17 protein-coding genes are annotated in these 20,782 nt (G+C 61.6%); 6 read left to right on the top strand and 11 right to left on the bottom strand.

The annotated features are described in order from the left end of the window. Positions 1–8: 8 nt before the first annotated feature. Positions 9–875 carry an SDR family oxidoreductase gene (locus LOY67_RS15450; protein ID WP_265063313.1) on the top strand — a complete coding sequence of 289 codons (867 nt, stop codon included), beginning with the start codon at positions 9–11 and terminating at the stop codon, positions 873–875. Positions 876–884: 9 nt separating this feature from the next. Here LOY67_RS15450 and LOY67_RS15445 read toward each other — a convergent pair whose 3' ends face one another. Continuing rightward, complete coding sequence (locus LOY67_RS15445; protein WP_265063312.1) at positions 885–1,517, bottom strand: response regulator; 633 nt, start codon at positions 1,515–1,517, stop codon at positions 885–887. A 31-nt stretch (positions 1,518–1,548) separates the two neighbouring features. Continuing rightward, a complete protein-coding gene (locus LOY67_RS15440) occupies positions 1,549–2,910 on the bottom strand; it encodes a cache domain-containing protein (protein WP_265063311.1) in 1,362 nt (453 codons plus the stop codon). A 300-nt stretch (positions 2,911–3,210) separates the two neighbouring features. On the opposite strand from LOY67_RS15440, the gene LOY67_RS15435 reads away from it, so the two are divergent. Together LOY67_RS15435 and LOY67_RS15430 are read left to right on the top strand one after the other, a co-directional pair. Beyond that, positions 3,211–5,271, top strand: coding sequence for a carbon starvation CstA family protein (locus LOY67_RS15435; RefSeq protein WP_265063310.1), 2,061 nt, complete (start codon positions 3,211–3,213; stop codon positions 5,269–5,271). 16 nt (positions 5,272–5,287) lie between these two features. Further along, positions 5,288–5,485, top strand: a complete 198-nt coding sequence (locus tag LOY67_RS15430; RefSeq protein ID WP_003201656.1) for a YbdD/YjiX family protein — start codon at positions 5,288–5,290, stop codon at positions 5,483–5,485. A 263-nt stretch (positions 5,486–5,748) separates the two neighbouring features. On the opposite strand, the gene LOY67_RS15425 is transcribed toward LOY67_RS15430, so the two are convergent. Beyond that, positions 5,749–7,545, bottom strand: coding sequence for a methyl-accepting chemotaxis protein (locus tag LOY67_RS15425; protein WP_265063309.1), 1,797 nt, complete (start codon positions 7,543–7,545; stop codon positions 5,749–5,751). A 304-nt stretch (positions 7,546–7,849) separates the two neighbouring features. On the opposite strand from LOY67_RS15425, the gene LOY67_RS15420 reads away from it, so the two are divergent. Continuing rightward, positions 7,850–9,973: a TonB-dependent siderophore receptor gene (locus LOY67_RS15420; protein WP_265063308.1), complete on the top strand. Its 2,124-nt coding sequence runs from the start codon at positions 7,850–7,852 to the stop codon at positions 9,971–9,973. A 188-nt stretch (positions 9,974–10,161) separates the two neighbouring features. Here the strand turns inward: LOY67_RS15420 and LOY67_RS15415 are convergent, their stop codons facing one another. Beyond that, positions 10,162–11,205 (bottom strand): LLM class flavin-dependent oxidoreductase, encoded by a 1,044-nt coding sequence (locus LOY67_RS15415; RefSeq protein WP_265063307.1) that lies wholly within the window; start codon positions 11,203–11,205, stop codon positions 10,162–10,164. Positions 11,206–11,384: 179 nt separating this feature from the next. Further along, complete coding sequence (locus LOY67_RS15410) at positions 11,385–11,870, bottom strand: flavin reductase family protein (protein WP_265063306.1); 486 nt, start codon at positions 11,868–11,870, stop codon at positions 11,385–11,387. Positions 11,871–12,189: 319 nt separating this feature from the next. Between LOY67_RS15410 and LOY67_RS15405 the strand changes: the two genes are divergently transcribed. After that, entirely contained in the window at positions 12,190–13,596 is a 1,407-nt protein-coding gene (locus LOY67_RS15405; RefSeq protein WP_265063305.1) for a purine-cytosine permease family protein, read from the top strand. Between the two features lie 697 nt (positions 13,597–14,293). Here LOY67_RS15405 and LOY67_RS15400 read toward each other — a convergent pair. From LOY67_RS15400 to ribBA, 5 genes are all read right to left on the bottom strand, one after another. Next, positions 14,294–15,445, bottom strand: a complete 1,152-nt coding sequence (locus LOY67_RS15400; RefSeq protein WP_265063304.1) for an ABC transporter ATP-binding protein — start codon at positions 15,443–15,445, stop codon at positions 14,294–14,296. A 17-nt stretch (positions 15,446–15,462) separates the two neighbouring features. Next, positions 15,463–16,272 carry an ABC transporter permease gene (locus LOY67_RS15395; RefSeq protein ID WP_041022978.1) on the bottom strand — a complete coding sequence of 270 codons (810 nt, stop codon included), beginning with the start codon at positions 16,270–16,272 and terminating at the stop codon, positions 15,463–15,465. A gap of 6 nt (positions 16,273–16,278) precedes the next feature. Continuing rightward, on the bottom strand, positions 16,279–17,217 hold the full coding sequence (locus LOY67_RS15390) for an ABC transporter permease (protein ID WP_413776132.1): 939 nt from the start codon (positions 17,215–17,217) through the stop codon (positions 16,279–16,281). Continuing rightward, positions 17,202–18,227: an ABC transporter substrate-binding protein gene (locus LOY67_RS15385; protein WP_265063302.1), complete on the bottom strand. Its 1,026-nt coding sequence runs from the start codon at positions 18,225–18,227 to the stop codon at positions 17,202–17,204. The genes LOY67_RS15390 and LOY67_RS15385 overlap by 16 nt, the downstream gene beginning before the upstream one ends. Before the next feature lie 374 nt (positions 18,228–18,601). Next, the gene (gene ribBA / locus LOY67_RS15380) at positions 18,602–19,711 is read right to left on the bottom strand and encodes a bifunctional 3,4-dihydroxy-2-butanone-4-phosphate synthase/GTP cyclohydrolase II (protein ID WP_265063301.1); all 1,110 of its coding nucleotides are present in this window, start codon (positions 19,709–19,711) and stop codon (positions 18,602–18,604) included. A gap of 83 nt (positions 19,712–19,794) precedes the next feature. Between ribBA and LOY67_RS15375 the strand changes: the two genes are divergently transcribed. Next, on the top strand, positions 19,795–20,091 hold the full coding sequence (locus LOY67_RS15375; RefSeq protein ID WP_265063300.1) for a DUF1330 domain-containing protein: 297 nt from the start codon (positions 19,795–19,797) through the stop codon (positions 20,089–20,091). A 127-nt stretch (positions 20,092–20,218) separates the two neighbouring features. Here the strand turns inward: LOY67_RS15375 and LOY67_RS15370 are convergent, their stop codons facing one another. Continuing rightward, positions 20,219–20,782: an NUDIX hydrolase gene (locus tag LOY67_RS15370; protein ID WP_265063299.1), complete on the bottom strand. Its 564-nt coding sequence runs from the start codon at positions 20,780–20,782 to the stop codon at positions 20,219–20,221.

Genomic DNA, 20,782 nt, shown 5'->3' with positions numbered 1-20,782 from the left:
GTTTGAACATGCACGTATTCGTTACCGGGGCCACGGGTTGGGTCGGTTCCGCGGTGGTCCAGGAGCTGATCGAGGCCGGCCATCAGGTCACGGGGTTGGCCCGTTCCGATGACAAGGCCGCCGTGCTGGCCGCCACCGGCGCCAAGGTGGTACGCGCCACGCTGGAAGACCTCGACATCTTGCACAGGACGGCCTGTGCGGCGGATGCGGTGATTCATACCGCGTTCAATCATGACTTCTCGCGGTTTGCCGAGAATGCCGAGCAGGACCGTCGCGTCATCGAAACACTGGGTGGCGCGCTGGAAGGCTCGGACCGCCCGTTGCTGGTGACGGCCGGCCTGCTCGGGTTGACCCGGGGCGCGAGTGAGCTTGAGGTCGCCAGCCCAGCCTCGCCGCGCAAATCCGAAGTGGCGGCGCGGGCGCTGATCGAGCGCGGCGTGCGGGCCGCGACGGTGCGGCTTGCGCCTTCGGTGCACGGGCTCGGCGATCATGGGTTCATTCCGATCCTGATCCGCCTGGCCCGGGAGAAGGGTGTATCGGCCTATCCCCGTGAAGGCAATCATTGCTGGGCTGGCGTCCATCGGCTGGATGCTGCCCGGGTCTATCGGCTTGCGCTGGAGCAGGGTGTGACTCAGGCCGTCTACCACGCGGTCGCCGATGAAAGTGTGTCGTTCCAGGCCATCGCCAAGGCCATCGGTCGCGGCCTGGGTTTGCCGGTCGGGTTCCGGGAGCGCGAGCATTTTGGCTGGTTCGCTCATATGGCCAGTGCGGACATGGCGGCCTCCAGCGCGTACACCCGTGCCTTGCTGGGCTGGACACCGAACGGCCCGAGTCTGCTGGATGATCTTGAGCAACCGGGTTACTACGTGGGTTGAACAGGATGTCTAGCGCGAAATGATCCCGTGGTCGATCGCGTACTTCGCCAGGGCCGCGGGTTTGTCGATGTTGAGCTTGCGGCGGATGCTCAGGCGGTGGGTCTCGACGGTGCGCACGCTGATGTCCAGCTCGCGGGCCATCTCCTTGTTGTTCAGCCCCTGGACCATTTTGAGCAGTACCTGGCGCTCACGGGGTGTCAGTTCGTCATCGGTGCCGGGGTCGGTGGCGAGCCGCTGGGCGATCTCGGCGCTGTAGAAAGTGCCGCCGCTGATGATGGCTTCGATGGCGGCGATGATTTCCCGCGAGGGCGCGTTCTTGAGCACGTAGCCGCTGGCACCGGAGCGCACCGACTCGCTCACGTATTCATGATTGTCGTACATGCTCAGGACCAGGATCTTGAGGCTGGGGTACTGCTTGCCCAGCAGCCGGGTCAACTCGAGGCCGTTCATGTCCTTGAGGCCGATGTCCATCAGCAACAGGTCCGGCTGGCAGCGCCCGACCATCTCGATTGCCTGCGCGCCGTTCTCGGCCTCGCCCACCACGTCCAGTTGGGGCATGACGGACAGCAAGGCCCGGATGCCATCGCGGACCAGGGAGTGATCGTCAACCAGTGCGATGCGGATCGCAGGGGGCAGGTTCATCGGCAGGTGCTCTTGGTGTAGGGAGTGCGCATCAGCTTTCTGTCGTCGACAGGTCCATGGGTAACAGGACGTCCAGTTCGCTGCGCCCCGGCGTCGACGTCAGTTCCAGGCGCCCGCCGAAATGCTCGACCCGTTCGCGGATGTTACGCAGGCCGATGCCGGCATGGCCACGTTCGACCTGCGGGACGTTGAAGCCCATCCCGTCGTCCACCACCGTCAGGCGCAAGGATTGAGCAGAGCCGAACAAGGTGATGGCGACGCGTTTCGCCCCGGCGTGGCGTTCGATATTGGTCAGGGCTTCCTGGGCAATGCGGAACAGTGAGACCGGGGCGCCGTTCTCCAGCCGGCAATCGAATTCGTTGGTCCTGTAGGACACATCGAGCCCGCTGCGCTGTTCGAATTCGGCCGCGAGCTGGCCGATGGCGGCGGGCAGGCCCAGGGTGTCGAGCAGGGAAGAGCGCAGGTCGTGGGAGATGCTGCGGATTTCACCGATGGCTTCACCCAGTCGATCCGTCGCGTTCTTCAGGATGCCCAGGCCGTTTTCCTGGCCGTTTTCGAGCACATGACTGGCCAGCTCGAACTGGAATTTTATCGATACCAGCAACTGGCTGATGCCGTCGTGCAGTTCGCGGGACACTCGCGAGCGTTCTTCCTCCTGCAAGCTGACGATGCGCTGGTTCAGCCGCTGCAGTTTCTTGTCGGCCAGGCGATGTTCGCTCACGTTGAGGGTCATGCCGCCGGCGAAGACCAGCAGGACCGCCACCAGCGCGATGGCGGCAATGGCCTGCATGGTGGTGTGGATGCCATGGGCCACTTCATCGCGGGCCTGCTGCGTGGCGCGCTCGACATCTTCCAGGTAGATCCCGGTGCCGAGCATCCAGCCCCATCGATCCAGCATCACCACGTAGGCCAGTTTTTCGGTCACCTGGCCGGAGGACGGTTTGTTCCAGGCGTAGCGCTGGAAGCCTTCGCCGGTCTCGGCACTCTTGATCAAGGCCTGGATGACGGGCAGGCCGTGGGGGTCCTTCATGTCCCAGAGGTATTTGCCCACCAGTTCCGACTGGCGCGCGTGCATCAGGCTGCGGCCCTGGCGGTCATAGACGAAGAAATAGCCGTTGATGCCGAAGCTGAGCTTGCGCAGCTCTTCGAGCACCTGTTGTTGCGCGCGTTCGTCGCCAAGGCCGCCGTTGTACAGCGGAGCGATCAGGCTCTGCGCCATTTCGACGTAGTTTTTCAGCTCGGCGCGCTTGCTGGCCAGGATGCTGTCTTCGATCAGTTGCGCCTGTTGATCGCCCAACTGGCGGTTGAGCGAGATCACCAGCGCACAGATGACGGCGATCGCCAGGACCAGGGGCAGGATCCCGAGGGCGACGATTTTGTGTTTGAGCAGCATCGGTACTCCTGTCAGGGCCTGACGGGGGGAGGTGGATGGTCGGCATCATATGCCAAACATAAAACCTGTGGGAGCGAGCCTGCTCGCGATGACGGTGTGTCAGTCGACATTGTTGTTGACTGAGCCAATGCCATCGCGAGCAGGCTCGCTCCCACAGGGGGTAGTACGCAGTGTGCATCTACGTAGTACTACGGATTTATTTATTGACGACGTACAGGGATATTGGACCCGCTCCGAATAGCCGGGGCACACTATAAAAACAATCGCCGCAGTCCACTGGACCTCGGCAGGAGACACGCAATGACAACCCGTCTGGTTAAACACCTCGCCTGGTTTGCCGTGGCTGTTCTGGGAGCCTGTGCGTTGAGTGTCGTGGCCTTGCGCCGCGGCGAACCCATCAACGCCCTCTGGATCGTCGTCGCAGCCGTGGCCATCTACCTGGTCGCCTACCGCTACTACAGCCTCTTCATCGCCAACAACGTGATGCAACTCGATGCGCGCCGGGCCACCCCCGCCGTGCTCAACAACGATGGCCTGGACTTCGTCCCGACCAATAAACACATCCTCTTCGGTCACCACTTTGCCGCCATTGCCGGCGCGGGGCCGCTGGTCGGGCCGGTGCTGGCGGCGCAGATGGGCTACCTGCCCGGCACGCTCTGGCTGATCGCCGGCGTGGTGCTGGCCGGGGCCGTGCAGGACTTCATGATCCTGTTCCTGTCCACCCGCCGCAACGGCCGTTCCCTGGGCGACATGGTCCGTGAGGAAATGGGCCGCATTCCCGGCACCATCGCGCTGTTCGGCTGCTTCCTGATCATGATCATCATCCTCGCGGTGCTGGCGCTGATCGTGGTCAAGGCCCTGGCCGAGAGCCCGTGGGGGATCTTCACGGTGATGGCGACCATCCCGATCGCGATGTTCATGGGCATCTACATGCGCTACATCCGCCCGGGCCGCATCGGTGAAATCTCGCTGATCGGTGTGCTGTTGCTGCTCGGTTCGATCTGGCTGGGCGGGCAGATCGCCGCCGACCCGGTCTGGGCCAAGGCCTTCAGCTTCACCGGGATCCAGATCACCTGGATGCTGATCGGCTACGGCTTCGTCGCGGCGGTGCTGCCGGTGTGGCTGATCCTCGCCCCGCGGGACTACCTGTCGACGTTCCTCAAGATCGGCACCATCGTGGCCCTGGCGATCGGCATCCTGATCACCATGCCCGAGCTGAAAATGCCGGCGCTGACCCAGTTCACCAACGGCATGGGCCCGGTGTGGAAGGGCGGGCTGTTCCCGTTCCTGTTCATCACCATCGCCTGCGGCGCGGTCTCGGGTTTCCACGCGCTGATCTCCTCGGGCACCACGCCCAAGCTGCTGGATAACGAAACCAACGCCCGCTACATCGGCTACGGCGGCATGCTGATGGAGTCCTTCGTGGCGATCATGGCGATGGTCGCCGCTTCGGTGATCGAGCCGGGCGTGTACTTCGCCATGAACAGCCCGGCGGCGGTGGTCGGCGGTGACGTCGTGGCCGTGGCCCAGACCATCAGCGGCTGGGGCTTTGCCATCACCCCCGATGCGCTGCAGGCGGTCGCCCGGGACATCGGCGAAACCACCGTCCTGGCCCGTGCCGGCGGTGCACCGACCCTGGCGGTCGGTATCGCGCAGATCCTGCACTCGGTGCTGCCGGGTGAGAACACCATGGCGTTCTGGTACCACTTCGCGATCCTGTTCGAAGCGCTGTTCATCCTCACGGCGGTAGACGCCGGCACCCGTGCCGGGCGCTTCATGCTGCAGGACCTGCTGGGCTCGTTCGTGCCATCGCTCAAGCGCACCGAATCCTGGACCGCGAACCTGATCGCCACCGCCGGTTGCGTGGCGCTGTGGGGCTACCTGCTGTACCAGGGCGTGATCGATCCGCTGGGCGGCATCAACACCTTGTGGCCGCTGTTCGGCATCTCCAACCAGATGCTGGCCGGTATCGCCCTGATGCTCGCCACCGTGGTGCTGATCAAGATGAAGCGCCAGCGCTACATCTGGGTCACGCTGCTGCCGGCGGCCTGGCTGCTGATCTGCACCACCACGGCGGGCCTGATCAAGCTGTTCGACGCCAACCCGGCGATCGGCTTCCTGGCCCTGGCGCGCAAATACAACGAGGCCCTGGCGGCCGGCCAGGTCCTGGCCCCGGCCAAGAGCATCGAGCAGATGCAGCACGTGGTGTTCAACGCCTACACCAATGCGACGCTGACGGCGCTGTTCCTGTTTGTGGTGCTGAGCATCCTGTTCTACGCGCTCAAGGTCGGCGTCGCCGCCTGGGGCACGAAAGAGCGCACGGATAAAGAAGCGCCATTCCAGGCCCTGCCGGACGCCTGAAACGAGGATTGCAACGATGTTCAATGACTTGAGTCGCCTCGGTAAATACCTCGGTCAGGCCGCCCGCCTGATGGTCGGCATGCCCGACTACGACAACTACGTCGAGCACATGCAAACCAAACACCCGGACAAACCGCTGATGGACTACGAGGCGTTCTTCCGCGAACGCCAGGAGGCCCGTTACGGTGGCAAGGGTGGGCCGAAGTGCTGTTGAAGGCCTTGTAATACCCCCTGTGGGAGCGAGCTTGCTCGCGAATGCGGTGGCTCAGTCGATGAAGATGTCGACAGACCCACCGCTATCGCGAGCAGGCTCGCTCCCACATTGGTTTTTAGGTGGTCTCAAGATTCAGGTACGCCACAGCCCCCCTGTGGGAGCGAGCCTGCTCGCGATGACGGTTTGTCAGACAACATGATGCTGACTGACCCATTGCTATCGCGAGCAAGCTCGCTCCCACAATGCTACTTGCTGGCTCACTCTCACTCCGCCAACAACACCGCCGCATCGAACCCCACCCGCAAGTTGCCCCAATGACGGCCGTCGAAGAAGAACGGCACGTCGATCTCGGTCATGATTTCCCCGGTATCGCGCAGGTAGGTCTGGAGCAGGAAGCGCTGGACGTTGCCGGCTGCGCGCAGGCCGATCGGGTCGTTGAAGATCCGTTTGTTGCGGCACACCGGCAGGTCGACGGCGCGATCCCCCGTCGGTGGTTTCGAGACCCAGCTGTTGTTCACCGGGCAGTAGCCCTTGGAGTCGACGATGAACGAAACCTTGCCACCCGGCGTGCTGCGGGTGAGGGCGTCGCAGGCTTCCTGGCAGACCTGGGCAAAGCGTTCGGTGTAGCCGGTCATGTACTGCTTGGGATCGGTGCCGGGGACCAACTGGTAATTCTGCTCGAACAGGTTGAGGCCTTCGCGGTGCAGCGCTTCCAGGCGTACCTGGAGGGTGTCGCGGCACTGGCTGGCGCGGGTGATGGCGGCGTCCAGCTTGCCGTGGCCGAGCACGAACCGGCCCAACAGTGCCTGCACTTTTTCAGCGACACCGGACAGGTCACGGGTGGCCGTCGCCGAATGCTGCATGCGCTGGTCGATGGACTGGCTGTCGGCGTGGATCCGGGTGACCCGTTCGTTGATGCCGGTGTTGGCATCGGCGAACTGCTGGATGTGCCCGGCAATGTCGGCCAGTTTGCCGTGGGTGGATTCGAAGTCGACGATCATGCTCTCGAAGTGGCCGGAGGCGCGCTCCACGACTTTCTGGGTTTCCCGGGCGCTGTGGCTGATCTGGGTGGTCTGTTCATGGGTGGAACCGACTTCTTCGAGCATGGCGTCGATGTTGCGCGAGATGTCGTCGGTGGCCCGGCTGACGTTCTGTGCCAGGGTCCGCACCTCGTCGGCTACCACGGCGAAACCCCGCCCGCTCTCGCCGGCACGGGCGGCTTCGATGGCGGCGTTGAGGGCCAGCAGGTTGGTCTGGGCAGAGATCTGCTGGATCAACCCGACGATGGACTTGATGCTTGAGGAACGCTGGTTCAACGCACTCACCAGGGTGGCGAACTCGCTGAGGCTGCCGGAGATCTCGCCGATGTTGCCGGTTACTTCCAGCAATTCGGCATAGGAGTCGCGGGCCATGCTCAGGTTCTGCGCGGTGGTGCTGGAGATGCCCTGGGTCTGGCGCGAGACTTCTTCGATGCGGTCCACGGCGGAGTTGCTCTGCTCCATCACTTCCCTGGCGAAGCGTGCCTGGTGGGTGGCGCTGTCGCTGGAGTCGCTGATGTTCTTCAGCGAGCGCGCCGATTCGACGGCGATGTGCACGGTGAGCGCCTGGACGTTGCTGATGATTTCCCGCTGCTTGGCCAGGAACCGGTTGCAGGTGCCGGCCAGCACGCGGATTTCGTCGTGGGTCACCAACGGCAGGTCCCTGGAGAGATCGCCTTCGCCGTTGGCGATTTCTTCCAGTGCCCGGGTCATGGCCGTGACGGGGCGTACGATGAGGTGGCGAAAGTACCAGACCATGAAGCTGATCATGCACAGCGTCAGGAGGGCACCGAAGAGCAGGGCCTGGGTCAGGCTGTCGAGCCGACCCTCGATCTGCCCCAGCAGGGCGCTATCCAACTGTGCGTTGCGCAATTGCAACACTATGTCGGCGCGGGCGCTGAGGGCCACCCAGTACAGCAGCCCGCTGACGGCGACCAGCAGGAAAAGGCTCGAGAGTTTTTTTGTGAGCGTATCGAAAAACTGCGTTTCGATGGACTCGTACAAAGCCTTCAACGTCTGCATGCCATAGCTCCTGGGCAAAAAAATCTCTCAATGGAATACATTCGACCGAGAGAACCAAAGCTTTAGCGATTTAGGGCGTTTTGATATTACTTCGCTCGTTTGGTGTACAGAGGACTTGTGGGAGCGAGCCTGCTCGCGATGAGGGCCTCACCTCCAGACAGTCTGTGACTGATACACCGCTATCGCGAGCAGGCTCGCTCCCACAGGGGCTAGCCGTGGCAATAAGGTCCTGGAAAAGATTTACTGGGAATCATTCTCAAAGTATATTCGCTCGCATTAACGTCCCCTGTGTGAGTGCTGCGTCTTGAATCGTTCCACCCCTCCCGCTAATCGCAACGTCTTCATCAAGTGTGTATTGCCGACGTTGTCTTGCTGTTTCATCGCAAGCCCCCTGTGGGCCCAGGACGTACTCGAACTGCCCACCACGGACATCCAGGGCAGCCGCATCACTCAGGACGAAGGCTATATGGCGTCGCAAGCCAGCACGGCGAGCAAAAGCGATGTACCGATCAAGGAAGAGGCGCAATCGATCAATGTTGTGACCCAGCAGACGCTGGACGACTATCAGGTACGCTCGCTGGGCGATGCGATGAAGTTCGTCAGCGGCGTCAGCCAGGGCAATACCCTGGGCGGTTCGCGGGACTCGCTGATCAAGCGCGGCTTCGGCACCAACGACGACGGCTCGATCCTGCGCGACGGCGTGCGCTCGAACCTGGGGCACAACTTCAGCGCCACCACCGAGCGGGTCGAAGTGCTCAAGGGCCCGGCCTCGATGCTGTACGGCGCGCTGGAGCCTGGCGGCCTGATCAACGTCATCAGCAAAAAGCCTGAATACACCCAAAGCACTACGTTGAGCGGCTCGGCCTACAGCGAAGGCGGCGGCACGATGGCTGTGGACACCACCGGACCGCTGGGGGATACCGGGCTGGCGTATCGGTTGATTGCCGAGCGCAAGCACGAAGATTACTGGCGTAACTATGGGGTCAATGAAAGCACACTGGTTGCCCCATCCCTGGCTTGGACAGGTGAACGCGCGTCCTTGAACCTGAGCTACGAATACAACGAATATTCCAACCCGTTCGACCGTGGCACGGTGTTCACCAACGGGCATCCGGCCGACATCGATTATGACAAGCGCCTCGACGAGCCCTGGGCCAAGAGCGTAGGGATTCGCGAGACGGCGACGGCGCGTTTCGAGTATGAGTTGAGTGAGGCGTGGAAGACTCGCGTGACTTATGGCTGGAACAATGATCGGTACAGTCTTTCGATTGCGCAGCCGAGCCTGTCAAATGCCGGTAAGTTTCAGCGTGCCGCCAATGGTGCGCATTACGACGATGAAACGCGTTACGCCAGTTGGGATTTCATTGGTAAGCAGGAGCTATTCGGTCATCGCCATGATCTGCTGATCGGTGTCGATAATCAGGTGTCCGATCAATACCGTGGCAAGACCTACCGTGGCACTGCACAAGAAGGGTTCGATATCACCGCGCCGGTTTATGGTGGTCTGGCAGAGCCAAGCAAAATAAATGCTGCTCAAAGCAACCTGAGTAACAAACTGACCTCCAGTTCTGTTTACCTGAAGGACAACTGGCACCTGGATGATCGCTGGATTCTGGTGTTTGGCGGACGCTACCAGCATTACGACCAGTTCAGTGAAACGGGCATGATCAAGCGGGTGCCTGTTCGCGACGATAACGGCGATGCCTTTGTTCCGTTTTTGGGGCTGGTCTACAAAGCCGATGAAACCTTGTCGCTGTACGGAAATTACAGCCGTTCGTTCAAACCCAACGATACCGTCGATGACAACCTCAGCACTTTCAAGCCGGAGGAAGGGCGTAGTTACGAAGTCGGTGCCAAATATGATCCCTTGCCTGGGCTGAATATCAATCTCGCCTTGTTCGATATCGAAAAAAAGAATGTGGTGACCAACACCATAGTCGGTGGGAAAACCATTGCAGAAGCCGCCGGCAAAGTCGGCTCCCAAGGCCTGGAGCTCGACGTCACCGGACGTCTGGCCGAGCGCTGGGACCTGATCGGCACCTACGCCTACACCCATACAGAAATACTCGATGATCCCAAGAACGAAGGCCATCGCCTGTCGGACGCGCCCAAGCACACCGCCAGCCTGTACCTGTCCCACCACCTGAACGTACCCGCCGAATTCGGCGCCTGGCATGCTGGTGGTGGCGCTCGTTACGTCGGCGAGCGTGCCGCCAACAACGCCAACGACTTCTGGCTCAGCAGCTACACCGTCGCCGATGCCTTCTTGCGTTGGGAGTTGCCGGTGCTGGGGTACAAGACATCGCTGCAACTGAATGTGGACAACCTGTTCGACAAGCAGTACTACCCATCCTCTACGGGCAGCCAGTTGCAGGTCAACGTCGGCGAGCCGCGCACCGCACGCCTGAGCGCCAGCGTGACGTTCTGATCCTTGAAAACAAAAATGCCCGGACCTTCAAGCCCGGGCATTTTTTTGCTTCGTCTTTTTGCTTCAGGGCGCCATCGCGAGCAGGCTCGCTCCCACATTTGCTTGCAGGTGTGTACTCATTCTGTGTTCACCCTGATCCCCTGTGGGAGCGAGCCTGCTCGCGATAGCGGTCTGACTGGACGGCGCGATCAGCGAAACGCCGGCACCACGTGCTTGATGAACAGCTCCAGGGATTTCTTCTTCTCCGCGTGGGGCAGGCTGTTGTCGCACCAGAAGCTGAACTCGTCGACGCCCAGTTCCTGGTAGTACTTGATGCGCGGAATGATTTCTTCCGGGGTGCCGATCATGGCGGTCTTGTGCAGGCTCTCCAGTTCGAACTCTGGGCGACCGGCGAATTTTTCTTCCGGGCTTGGCGCCAGGAAGCCGTTGACTGGGGTTTCCTTGTTGCCGAACCAGGCATCGAAGGTGCGGTAGAACTTCGCGATTGCCTTGGCCCCGACTTTCCAGCCTTCGGGATTGTCGGTCGAGTGTACGTGGGTGTGGCGCAGCACCATCAACTGAGGACGTGGTACGCCAGGGTTGTTGTCCAGCGCGTTCTGGAACTTGTTCTTCAGGTCGAGGACTTCTTCGTCGCCCTTCATCAACGGCGTCACCATGACGTTACAGCCGTTGGCGACTGCAAAGTTGTGCGAGTCCGGGTCGCGAGCGGCGATCCACATCGGTGGGTTCGGCTTCTGGATCGGCTTGGGCACGCTGGTGGACGTCGGGAACTTCCAGATGTCGCCGTCATGGGCGTAGTCGCCTTGCCACAGCGCACGTATCGCCGGAACCATTTCCCGCAGGGCCTGGCCCCCGGAAGCCGCTGGCATGCCGCCGGCCATGCGGTCGAATTCGACCTGGTAAGCGCCACGGGCCAGGCCGACTTCCATGCGACCGTTGCTGATCACGTCCAGCAATGCGCATTCACCGGCCGCCCGCAGCGGGTGCCAGAACGGCGCGATGATGGTGCCGGCGCCCAAGTGGATGGTGGTGGTCTTGGCCGCCAGGTAGGCCAGCAGCGGCATCGGGCTTGGCGAGATGGTGTATTCCATGGCGTGGTGTTCACCGATCCAGACGGTGCTGAAACCACCGGCCTCGGCCATCAGGGTCAGCTCGGTCAAGTCTTCGAACAGCTGGCGGTGGCTGACGCTTTCGTCCCAACGTTCCATGTGTACGAACAGGGAAAATTTCATGACGCTTACCTCGGATCTTTTGTTGGCGGCCTGTCGATTGCGGGCCTGTTGCCTGGGACGAGCGCAGGGCTCCCGGGTGTTCTCGCCAGGCTGGGCGCGTCGTGGTTGCGGCGGCCTGGCTGATTGATTATTGGTATACCATAATACGGAATGTCTGCAAAATATTTCTGCCCGGGCCATCAAGCCGGAACGGGCAGGGCACCCATCTTGCCGTGGCAATACACCATCGGCCCGGCGCTCTGCTGGGGCACGATCAGGTTCTTTACCGCACCGACCATGATCGCGTGGTCACCGCCTTCATATTCGCGCCACAGTTCGCATTCGATCACCGCCGTGGCGTTGGCAAGGATCGGATTGCCCAGTTCGCTCATGGTCCATTCGATGCCTTGCGCCTTGTCTTTACCCTTGCGTGCGAACGCATAGGCTTCGCTCTGCTGGCCACCGGAAAGCACGTGAATGGCGAAGCGCTTGTTCTTGATCAGTACCGGATAGGAGTCGGAGCTGTAGTTGGGGCAGAACAACACCAGGGGCGGTTCCATGGACAGCGAGCTGAACGCGCTGGCAGTCAGGCCGACGATCTGGCCGTCGTCATCCAGCGTAGTGATCACGGTGACGCCGGACGGGAATGAACCCAGGACTTGTTTGTAGATGGCGGCGTCGATCATTGAACTGTCCTCGTGGTGTTGCACGGTTTTATAGGTTTGTAGGTCTGATGGTATACCGTAATACAATCATTGCAAGGGCTTTTTCGACGTTCCGATAAAACGTACAGGGGAGCGTTTGGGCCAATAAATACGGGGTTATCCCGGGAACCGCAGGCGGTTGATCGGGGCGAAATCGCAGATCAGATGGGCGTTCAGAAAGCGGTTCAGCCTTGTGAAAATGTTGGAATACCATAATATGGTGTTCATCTGAGTGGCGCCGTAGAGCGTCCCGGTTTGGCTTTGTACAAAGATAAGAACAGACAAACTCGAGTTCATGCACATGTCCCAGATGTCCCGGCAAGACCCGTTGATCGAGAATCACACCGTCGATTACGTCCCCCTCGCAGAGCGCCATGGCAAGGCCCGCGATCTGTTCACTTTATGGTTCAGCACCAACATTGCGCCGCTGCCCATCGTCACCGGCGCCATGGTGATCCAGGTGTTTCACCTCGATCTGTTCTGGGGGCTGCTGGCGATTGCCCTGGGGCATCTGGTCGGTGGATTGGTGATCGCCCTGGCGTCGGCCCAGGGACCCCGCATGGGGATCCCGCAAATGGTCCAGAGTCGTGGTCAGTTCGGGCGTTATGGCGCGCTGCTGATCGTGTTCTTCGCGGCGCTGATCTATGTCGGCTTCTTCATTTCCAACATCGTGCTGGCGGGTAAATCCATTGTCGGCATTGCACCATCGGTTCCGGCACCGGCCAGCATCCTGATCGGCGCCCTCAGCGCCACGGCCATCGGTGTGATCGGCTATCGCTTCATCCATACCCTCAACCGCATTGGTACCTGGGTGATGGGCAGCGCCTTGCTCGCCGGCTTCCTCTATATCTTTGCCCATGACCTGCCGGCGGACTTCTTCACCCGGGGCGGTTTCAATCTGTCCGGCTGGCTGGCCACGGTATCGCTGGGGATCATCTGGCAGATCAGCTTCTCGCCTTATGTCTCGGATTACTCGCGTTACCTGCCGGCGGATATCGGCATTGCCCGTCCATTCCTGGCCACTTACCTGGGTGCGACCCTGGGCACCATCCTGTCGTTTACCTTCGGTGCGGTAGCGGTGCTGGCGACCCCTGAAGGCACCGAGGCGATGGCTGCGGTGAAGCAGTCCACCGGCTGGCTGGGGCCGATCCTGATGGTGCTGTTCCTGCTCAATATCATCAGCCACAACGCCTTGAATCTGTATGGCGCGGTACTGTCGATCATCACCTCGATCCAGACCTTCGCCAGCCAGTGGACGCCGAGCATCAAGGTTCGGGTGGTGTTGTCGAGCGTGGTGCTGGCGGGCTGCTGTGTCGTGGCGCTGGGCGCTTCGGCGGACTTCATCGCGCAATTCATTGGCTTGATCCTGGCGTTGCTGCTGGTGTTGGTGCCGTGGGCGTCGATCAACCTGATCGATTTCTATGTAATCAAGCGTGGCCGGTACGACATTGCCTCGATCTTCCAGGCCGATGGTGGCGTTTACGGGCGTTTCAACCTGCATGCGATCGTGGCGTATTTCATCGGGATCATCGTGCAACTGCCGTTTGCCAATACTTCGCTGTATGTCGGGCCTTATGCCAACCTGATCGAAGGTGCGGACCTGTCGTGGCTGGTGGGATTGGTGGTGACTTGCCCGTTGTATTATTGCCTGGCGACCCGTGGGCAGGCTCAGCGGAGCATGGCGGCGCGGTTGGGTTATACCGACTGATTGAAGCACTGTTGATCGAATGCCCGGCTATTTGCCGGGCATTTTTGTTTGGGGCGCAGTCCTCTGAACCAGCGCTGGACCCTGTGGGAGCGAGCCTGCTCGCGAAGGCAGTGGCACATTCGGCATTGATGCAAGCTGATCCGCCGCCATCGCGAGCAGGCTCCACACAAGGGATTGTGGTGTGAATACAAATATCTGGAACACCTGAAGCTACTGTGGGAGCGAGCTTGCTCGCGAAGGCAGTGGCACATTCAGCATTGATGCAAGCTGATCCGCCGCCATCGCGAGCAGGCTCGCTCCCACAGGGGATTGTGGTGTGAATACAAATATCTGGAACACCTGAAGATACTGTGAGAGCGAGCCTGCTCGCGAAGGCAGTGGCACATTCAGCATTGATGCAAGCTGATCCGGCGCCATCGCGAGCAGGCTCGCTCCCACAGGGGATTGTGGTGTGAACAAAAATACCAGGAACACTCGGAGCTACTGTGGGAGCGAGCCTGCTCGCGATGGCGGCGGTAGATTCAGCACAGATGCAAGCTGACCCGGCGCCCTCGCGAGCAAGCTCGGCTCCCGCATAGCCGGGTTGGAAGCTATCCCACCCGATCACCAAACAAAAAAAGGCCGCCGCAACCCGACGTTGCGGCGACCTTGAGGGTGACATCTTTGAGACGGCCCACCGAAGTGGGCCAGTAGGGGATCAGTGTGCCCCGGCAGCCTTGTTCAAATCGCTTTCGGCCCATTCGGTGTACACGCAGGCATCCGCCGTGGCCCAGCGCACGCGCACCGGGTCGCCGGCCTTGAGCGGCATGCCGGCGGCGGAGAGGGCCTTGACGGTCATGGCGGTGCCGCCGGAGGTCACCACGCTGCAGGTCTGGCTTTCGCCGAGGAACAGTACTTCGACGACCTTGGCCGAGACTTCATTCCAGCCTGCCGCCAGGGGCTCTTGAGCGGCCTGTTCGGTGCTCAGGGCCAGGGCCTTTTCCGGGCGGACCATCAGCAGCACGTCCTGGTCGGTTTTCAGGCCGGCGGTCAGGCGGATCGACAGCGACTGGCCTTCGAATGTCGCCACTGCGTTGCCCTGGGCCTTGAGCTTGAGGAAGTTCGAGTTGCCGAGGAACGACGCGACAAAGGCATTCGGCGGGTTCTGGTAGAGGTCGTAGCCGGTGCCCAGGCCGACGATCTTGCCGTGGCTGAAAATCGCGATGCGCTGGGACAGGCGCATGGCTTCTTCCTGGTCGTGGGTCACGTAGACAATGGTGATGCCCAGGCGCCGATGCAACTGGCGCAGCTCATCCTGCAGGTCTTCACGGAGTTTCTTGTCTAGGGCGCCGAGGGGTTCGTCCATCAGCAGGATGCGTGGCTCGTAGACCAGCGCCCGGGCAATCGCCACGCGCTGTTGCTGGCCGCCGGAGAGTTGCGAAGGGCGGCGATGGGCGAACTGCTCCAGTTGCACCAGCTTGAGCATGGCATCGACCCGACGGTCACGCTCGGCCGGCGCCAGCTTGCGGATCGCCAGCGGGAAGGCAATGTTGTCGCGCACCGACAGATGCGGGAACAGAGAATAGCGCTGGAACACCATGCCGATGTCGCGCTTGTGCGGCGGGACGTTGACCAGGGATTTGCCGTCCACCAGGATCTCGCCGCTGCTGGGGGTTTCAAACCCGGCCAGCATCGACAACGTGGTGCTCTTGCCCGAGCCGCTGGAGCCGAGGAAGGTCAGGAACTCACCGTCCTGGATCTCCAGGGCGATATCGTCGACGGCGGCAAAGTCGCCGTAGTGTTTGTTCAGGCTGCGCAGGCTGACCAGGGTCTTGTTGTTCTGTTGTGCGGGGTCTTTGACGGCACTCATTGTGTTCTCCTAGGCGCTCAGGCGCTGATTTCATTGCGCCGGCGCAGGGCGGCGGCGATCACCATCACCAATACCGAGAGGCCGATCAGCAGCGTCGAAGCGACGGCGATCACAGGCGTCAGGTCCTGGCGCAGGGTGGTCCACATCTTTACAGGCAGGGTTTGCAGGGTCGGGCTGGCCATCATCACGCTCAGCACCACCTCGTCCCACGACACCAGGAACGCGAACAGGGCGCCGGCGATCATGCCCGGGCGGATGGCCGGGAAGGTGACCTTGAACACCGCTTGCAGGCGTGACGCGCCGCAGATCACGGCGGCGTCTTCGATGGACTGGTCGAACAGTTTCAACGAGTTGATGATCGAGATGATGGTGAACGGCAACGCGACAATGACGTGGCTGACCACGAATGCGAACATCGTGCCGGTGTAGCCAAGCTTGAGGAACAGCGCATACACCGCCACGGCGATGATCACCAGCGGCACGATCATCGGCAGGGTGAACAGGCCATAGAGCATTTCCCGTCCCGGAAACCGACCACGCACCAGGGCAAACGCGGTGGGCAGGCCCAGGGCCACGGCACAGATCGTGGTCAGTACCGCGACCTTGAGACTGGCCAGTGCGGCGCTCATCCAATCGGGGTTGGAAAAGAACTGGCCGTACCATTTGAACGTCCAGCCCGGTGGCGGGAAGACCAGCCACTGGGATGAGCCGAACGACAGCAGCACGATGAACACGATCGGCAGCAGCAGGAACAGCCCGATCAACCCGGTCGTGAAGTACAGACCGAAGCGCATGCGCCGGCTCATGGCATTGGGAGTCAGGAGCATGACGATTTACCTCGCGTTACTGGCGCCAACCGGGGATTCCGGCTGAAGCTTCAGGTAGAAGTAGAACAGCACCAGCGTGATGACGATCAGCAACGCGGCACCGGCGCTCGCCAGGCCCCAATTGAGGAACGACTGCACCTGCTGGATGATGAACTCGGGCAGCATCATGTTCTGCGCACCGCCGAGCAGCGCCGGGGTGACGTAGTAACCCAGGGACATCACGAACACCATCAGGCCACCGGAAAACAGCCCCGGCCGGCACAGCGGCAGGAATACCCGGAAGAAGTTGGTCCAGGGGCTGGCACCGCAGATGGAGCCGGCCTGCAGGATCATCGGGTCGATGGCCTGCATGGTCGCCTGCAACGGCAGGACGATGAATGGGATCATGATGTAGCTCATGCCGATCACCACGCCGGTGAGGTTGTGCACCATCTCCAGCGGCTGGTCGATGATCCCCAGGGCCATCAGTGCCTTGTTGATCACCCCGGAAGCCTGCAACAGCACGAGCCAGGAGTAGGTCCGGGCCAGCAGGCTGGTCCACATCGACAGCAACACGATGTTCAGGATCCAACGACCCCAGCCACGCGGCACCAGGGTGATGGCCCAGGCCAGGGGGAAGCCCAACAGCAGACTGAACAGCGTCACCAGGCCGGCCACCGAAAAGGTATTGAGCAGCACTCGGGTATAAGCCGAGTTGGCGAACAGTTGTTCGTAGTTACCCAACCCGGGAACCGGTTCCAACACGCCACGCAGCAACAGACCGATCAACGGCGCCAGGAAGAACAGGCCAAGGAACAGCAGGGCGGGGGCCAGGTTGCCGGCCCCGCGCCAGCGCTGGGACAGCGACGGGGTCGTCGCTGCCTTGGCGGTTGCCACACCGGCAGCGCCAGGGGCGCTCCCGGTGTGTTGGGTTGTCGTTGCCGACATTTTCATTTGACCAGCCATTCGTTCCACCGTGTCGCGATGTCCTGACCGTTCTTGGCCCAGTACGCGAAATCAAGCGTGATCTGATCCTTGGCGTAGGCGGTCGGCAGGTTGGGAGCGAGCACCGAATCCAGGCGCGCGACGCTATCGACGTTGACCGGCGCATAAGCGGTCAGGTTGGAGAAGTCGGCCTGGCCCTTGGCGCTGCTGGCGTTGGCCAGGAACTTCATGGCGGCGGCCTTGTTCTTCGAGCCCTTTGGCACGACCAGGATGTCGGCCATGACCAGGTTCTGTTTCCAGCTCACGCCCACTGGTGCGCCGTCCTGTTGCAGTGCGTAGATGCGACCGTTCCAGAACTGACCGAGGCTGGCTTCGCCGGACGCGAGCAGTTGCTGGGACTGGGCGCCGCCGCCCCACCAGACGATGTCTTTCTTGATGGTGTCGAGTTTCTTGAAGGCGCGATCCAGGTCCAGAGGGTAGAGCTTGTCCTGGGGAACGCCGTCGGCCAGCAGGGCCAGTTCAAGCACGCCTGGGCTCGGCCATTTGTACAGGGCGCGTTTGCCTGGGTAGGTCTTGGTGTCGAACAGCGCGGACCAGTCCTGGGGCTTGCCGGCACCGAGCTTGCCTTCGTTGTAGCCGAGCACGAACGAGAAGTAGAACGAGCCGACACCGTGGTCGGAAACGAAGCGTGGATCGATCTTGTCGCGCTTGATGACCGAGAAGTCCAGGGGTTCGAGCAGGCCTTCAGCGGCGGCGCGCAAGGCAAAGTCAGCCTCGACGTCAACCACGTCCCACTGCACGTTGCCGCTCTCGACCATGGCCTTGAGTTTGCCGTAGTCGGTCGGGCCATCCTGCACCACAGTGATGCCGCTGGCCTTGCTGAACGGGTCGGCCCAGGCCTGTTTCTGCGCATCCTGGGTAGTCCCACCCCAGCTGACGAAGTTGACGCTTTCGGCCGCCATCGTCGCCTGGCTGGCGACACCCAGCAAGCCAGCAAAAAGAACGGCTACTGCACTTTTCTTCAACACCATTTTCACGCCCTCATTGTTGTGTTTATTGAGCGGGCTTGTGTGTGCCCGCTTTATAGGGAGCTTAGGTCCTTCTGGCCTTACCGCGACCGCGCCAAGGGCTGAGTTTTTCTGTGCCATCCCTGCGGGGTGCACCTGGCTGAAGCGTTCGGTCTATGGAATATCATATTATGGTATTCCAAACTTTCTGCAAGCATTTTGCCGTACCGGCTATCCGTCTGGAGCAGATTTTTTTCCAGGATCTTTTTCAGGCGGCCACTCTCCCTGGGGGAGCGAGCCTGCTCGCGATGGCGGCCTGTCATTCGGCCTTGCAGTAACTGAGCCACCGCTATCGCGAGCAGGCTCGCTCCCACAGGGTGTTCCCGGCTAGCTGGGACTCAGCCGGTAAACGGAATGCTCTCCACCACTTCCAGGTCATACCCGGTCAAACCGGCGTATTTGAGCGGCGGCCCCAGGTGGCGCAACTTGCCGACGCCCAGGTCCTGGAGGATCTGCGCGCCGGTACCGACTTCTGAATAGATGCGCGATTGGGAGCGGCTGAACTGTCGGGGTGGCTGGGTGAGTTGCGGCACGCGTTCGAGCAGGGCCTGGGAGGATTCGTGGTTGGCCAGCACGACCACCACGCCGCAACCTTCTTCAGCGACCCGTTGCAGTGCCGCCCAGAGCGTCCAGTTGGACGGTCCGTTGTATTCGGCGCCCACCAGGTCCCGCAGCGGGTCGATGACGTGGACCCGCACCAGGGCCGGTTCTTCCCGGCGGATGTTGCCCATGACCATCGCCATGTGTACGCCGCCCTCGATGCGGTCTTCAAAGGTGAACAGCCGGAAGGTGCCGTGCACGGTGGGCAGTTCCCGTTCACCGATGCGTACCACGGTGTGTTCGGTGCTCAGGCGGTAGTGGATCAGGTCGGCAATGGTGCCGATCTTGATCCCGTGTTTGCGGGCGAACACTTCCAGGTCCGGGCGGCGGGCCATGGTGCCGTCGTCGTTCATCACTTCGACGATCACCGACGCGGGCGTGAAACCGGCCAGGCGCGCCAGGTCGCAGCCGGCTTCGGTATGCCCGGCACGGGTCAGGACGCCACCTTCGCGGGCGCGCAGCGGGAAGATATGCCCCGGCTGGACGATATCGCTGGGGCCGGCATCGGCGGCAACCGCGGCGGCCACGGTGCGCGCCCGGTCGGCGGCGGAGATGCCGGTGGTCACGCCGGTGGCGGCCTCGATGGACACGGTGAACGCGGTGCTGAACACGCTGCCATTGCTCGGCACCATCTGCTCGAGTCCCAGGCGCTGGCAGTGTTCGTCGGTCAAGGTCAGGCAGATCAGCCCGCGGGCTTCCCGGGCCATGAAGCTGATGGCCTGGGCGCTGCAACAATCGGCGGCCAGCAGCAGGTCGCCTTCGTTTTCCCGGTCTTCGTCGTCCACCAGCAACACCATCTTGCCCTGGCGGTAGTCTTCGATGATTTCTTGAATACTGTTAAAGGCCATGTAGGGCTCTCTTTGTCCGGATGGGATGCATGATGGAAACCGCTTGTGGTATACCATAATACAAATTAACCCGAGAGGTCACTATGAAGGCGTACTGGATTGCTCATGTGGATGTCACCGACTCCGACCAATATAGCCAATACACCCAACGGGCTCCGGCGGCGTTTGCCTTGTACGGTGGTCGGATGCTGGCGCGGGGGGGGCGTAGCGAGGCGATGGAGGGCAGGGCCACGCCGCAGCGCAGCGTGGTGATTGAATTTGATTCCTACGAGCAGGCGCTGGCCTGTTATCACTCGGAGCAGTATCAGGAGGCCAAGCGTCACCGCCAGGATGTGGCCCGGGCCGAGGTGATCATCGTCGAGGGGGTGCCGCCTCTGTAGGAGCTGTCGAGCGAAGCGAGGCTGCGATCTTTACCCTGGCAATTGCATCGCAAGCGAACGCCTAAAAGATCGCAGCCTCGCTTCGCTCGACAGCTCCTACACCGCACCTGCAGGCAGTGGGAAAGCGTCAGCGGATGAAATGGATCTTGCCGCTGTCGTCGTTGCCGATGTAGATGCCATACACCCCGGCCTGGCGTTCCTCGATGTAACGCTCGAGGATCTGCCGGATGGCCGGGTAGTAGATGCTGTCCCAGGGAATGTCTTCTGGCGCGAAGAACCGGCAGGCGAGGGTTTCCGGGCCGAACTGGCCGGTGATTTCCAGCGCGACGGCGCGGAAGATGATGTACACCTCGCTGATCTTCGGCACGCTGAAGATCGAGTAGGGCGAGACGATGTCGGCGCGTACGCCGGTTTCTTCCCAGACTTCCCGCAGCGCCGCCTGCTCGGTGGTCTCGTTGCCTTCCATGAAACCGGCCGGCAGGGTCCAGGTGCCGGGGCGTGGAGGAATGGCGCGCTGGCACAACAGGTATTTGCCGTCCTGCTCGATGATGCAGCCGGCAATGATCTTCGGGTTGACGTAGTGGATGTAGCCGCAGCCGCCACACATCAGCCGTTCATGGGTATCGCCCGCCGGCAGGCGTTGACTCAGGTCGCTGCCGCCACACTTTGGACAAAAGCTCGGGCTGAACAT

Source organism: Pseudomonas sp. B21-056 (assembly GCF_026016325.1).
GTDB lineage: Bacteria > Pseudomonadota > Gammaproteobacteria > Pseudomonadales > Pseudomonadaceae > Aquipseudomonas.
The sequence above is the reverse complement of the archived record's forward strand: the minus strand, read 5'-3'. Positions and strand labels throughout refer to the sequence as shown.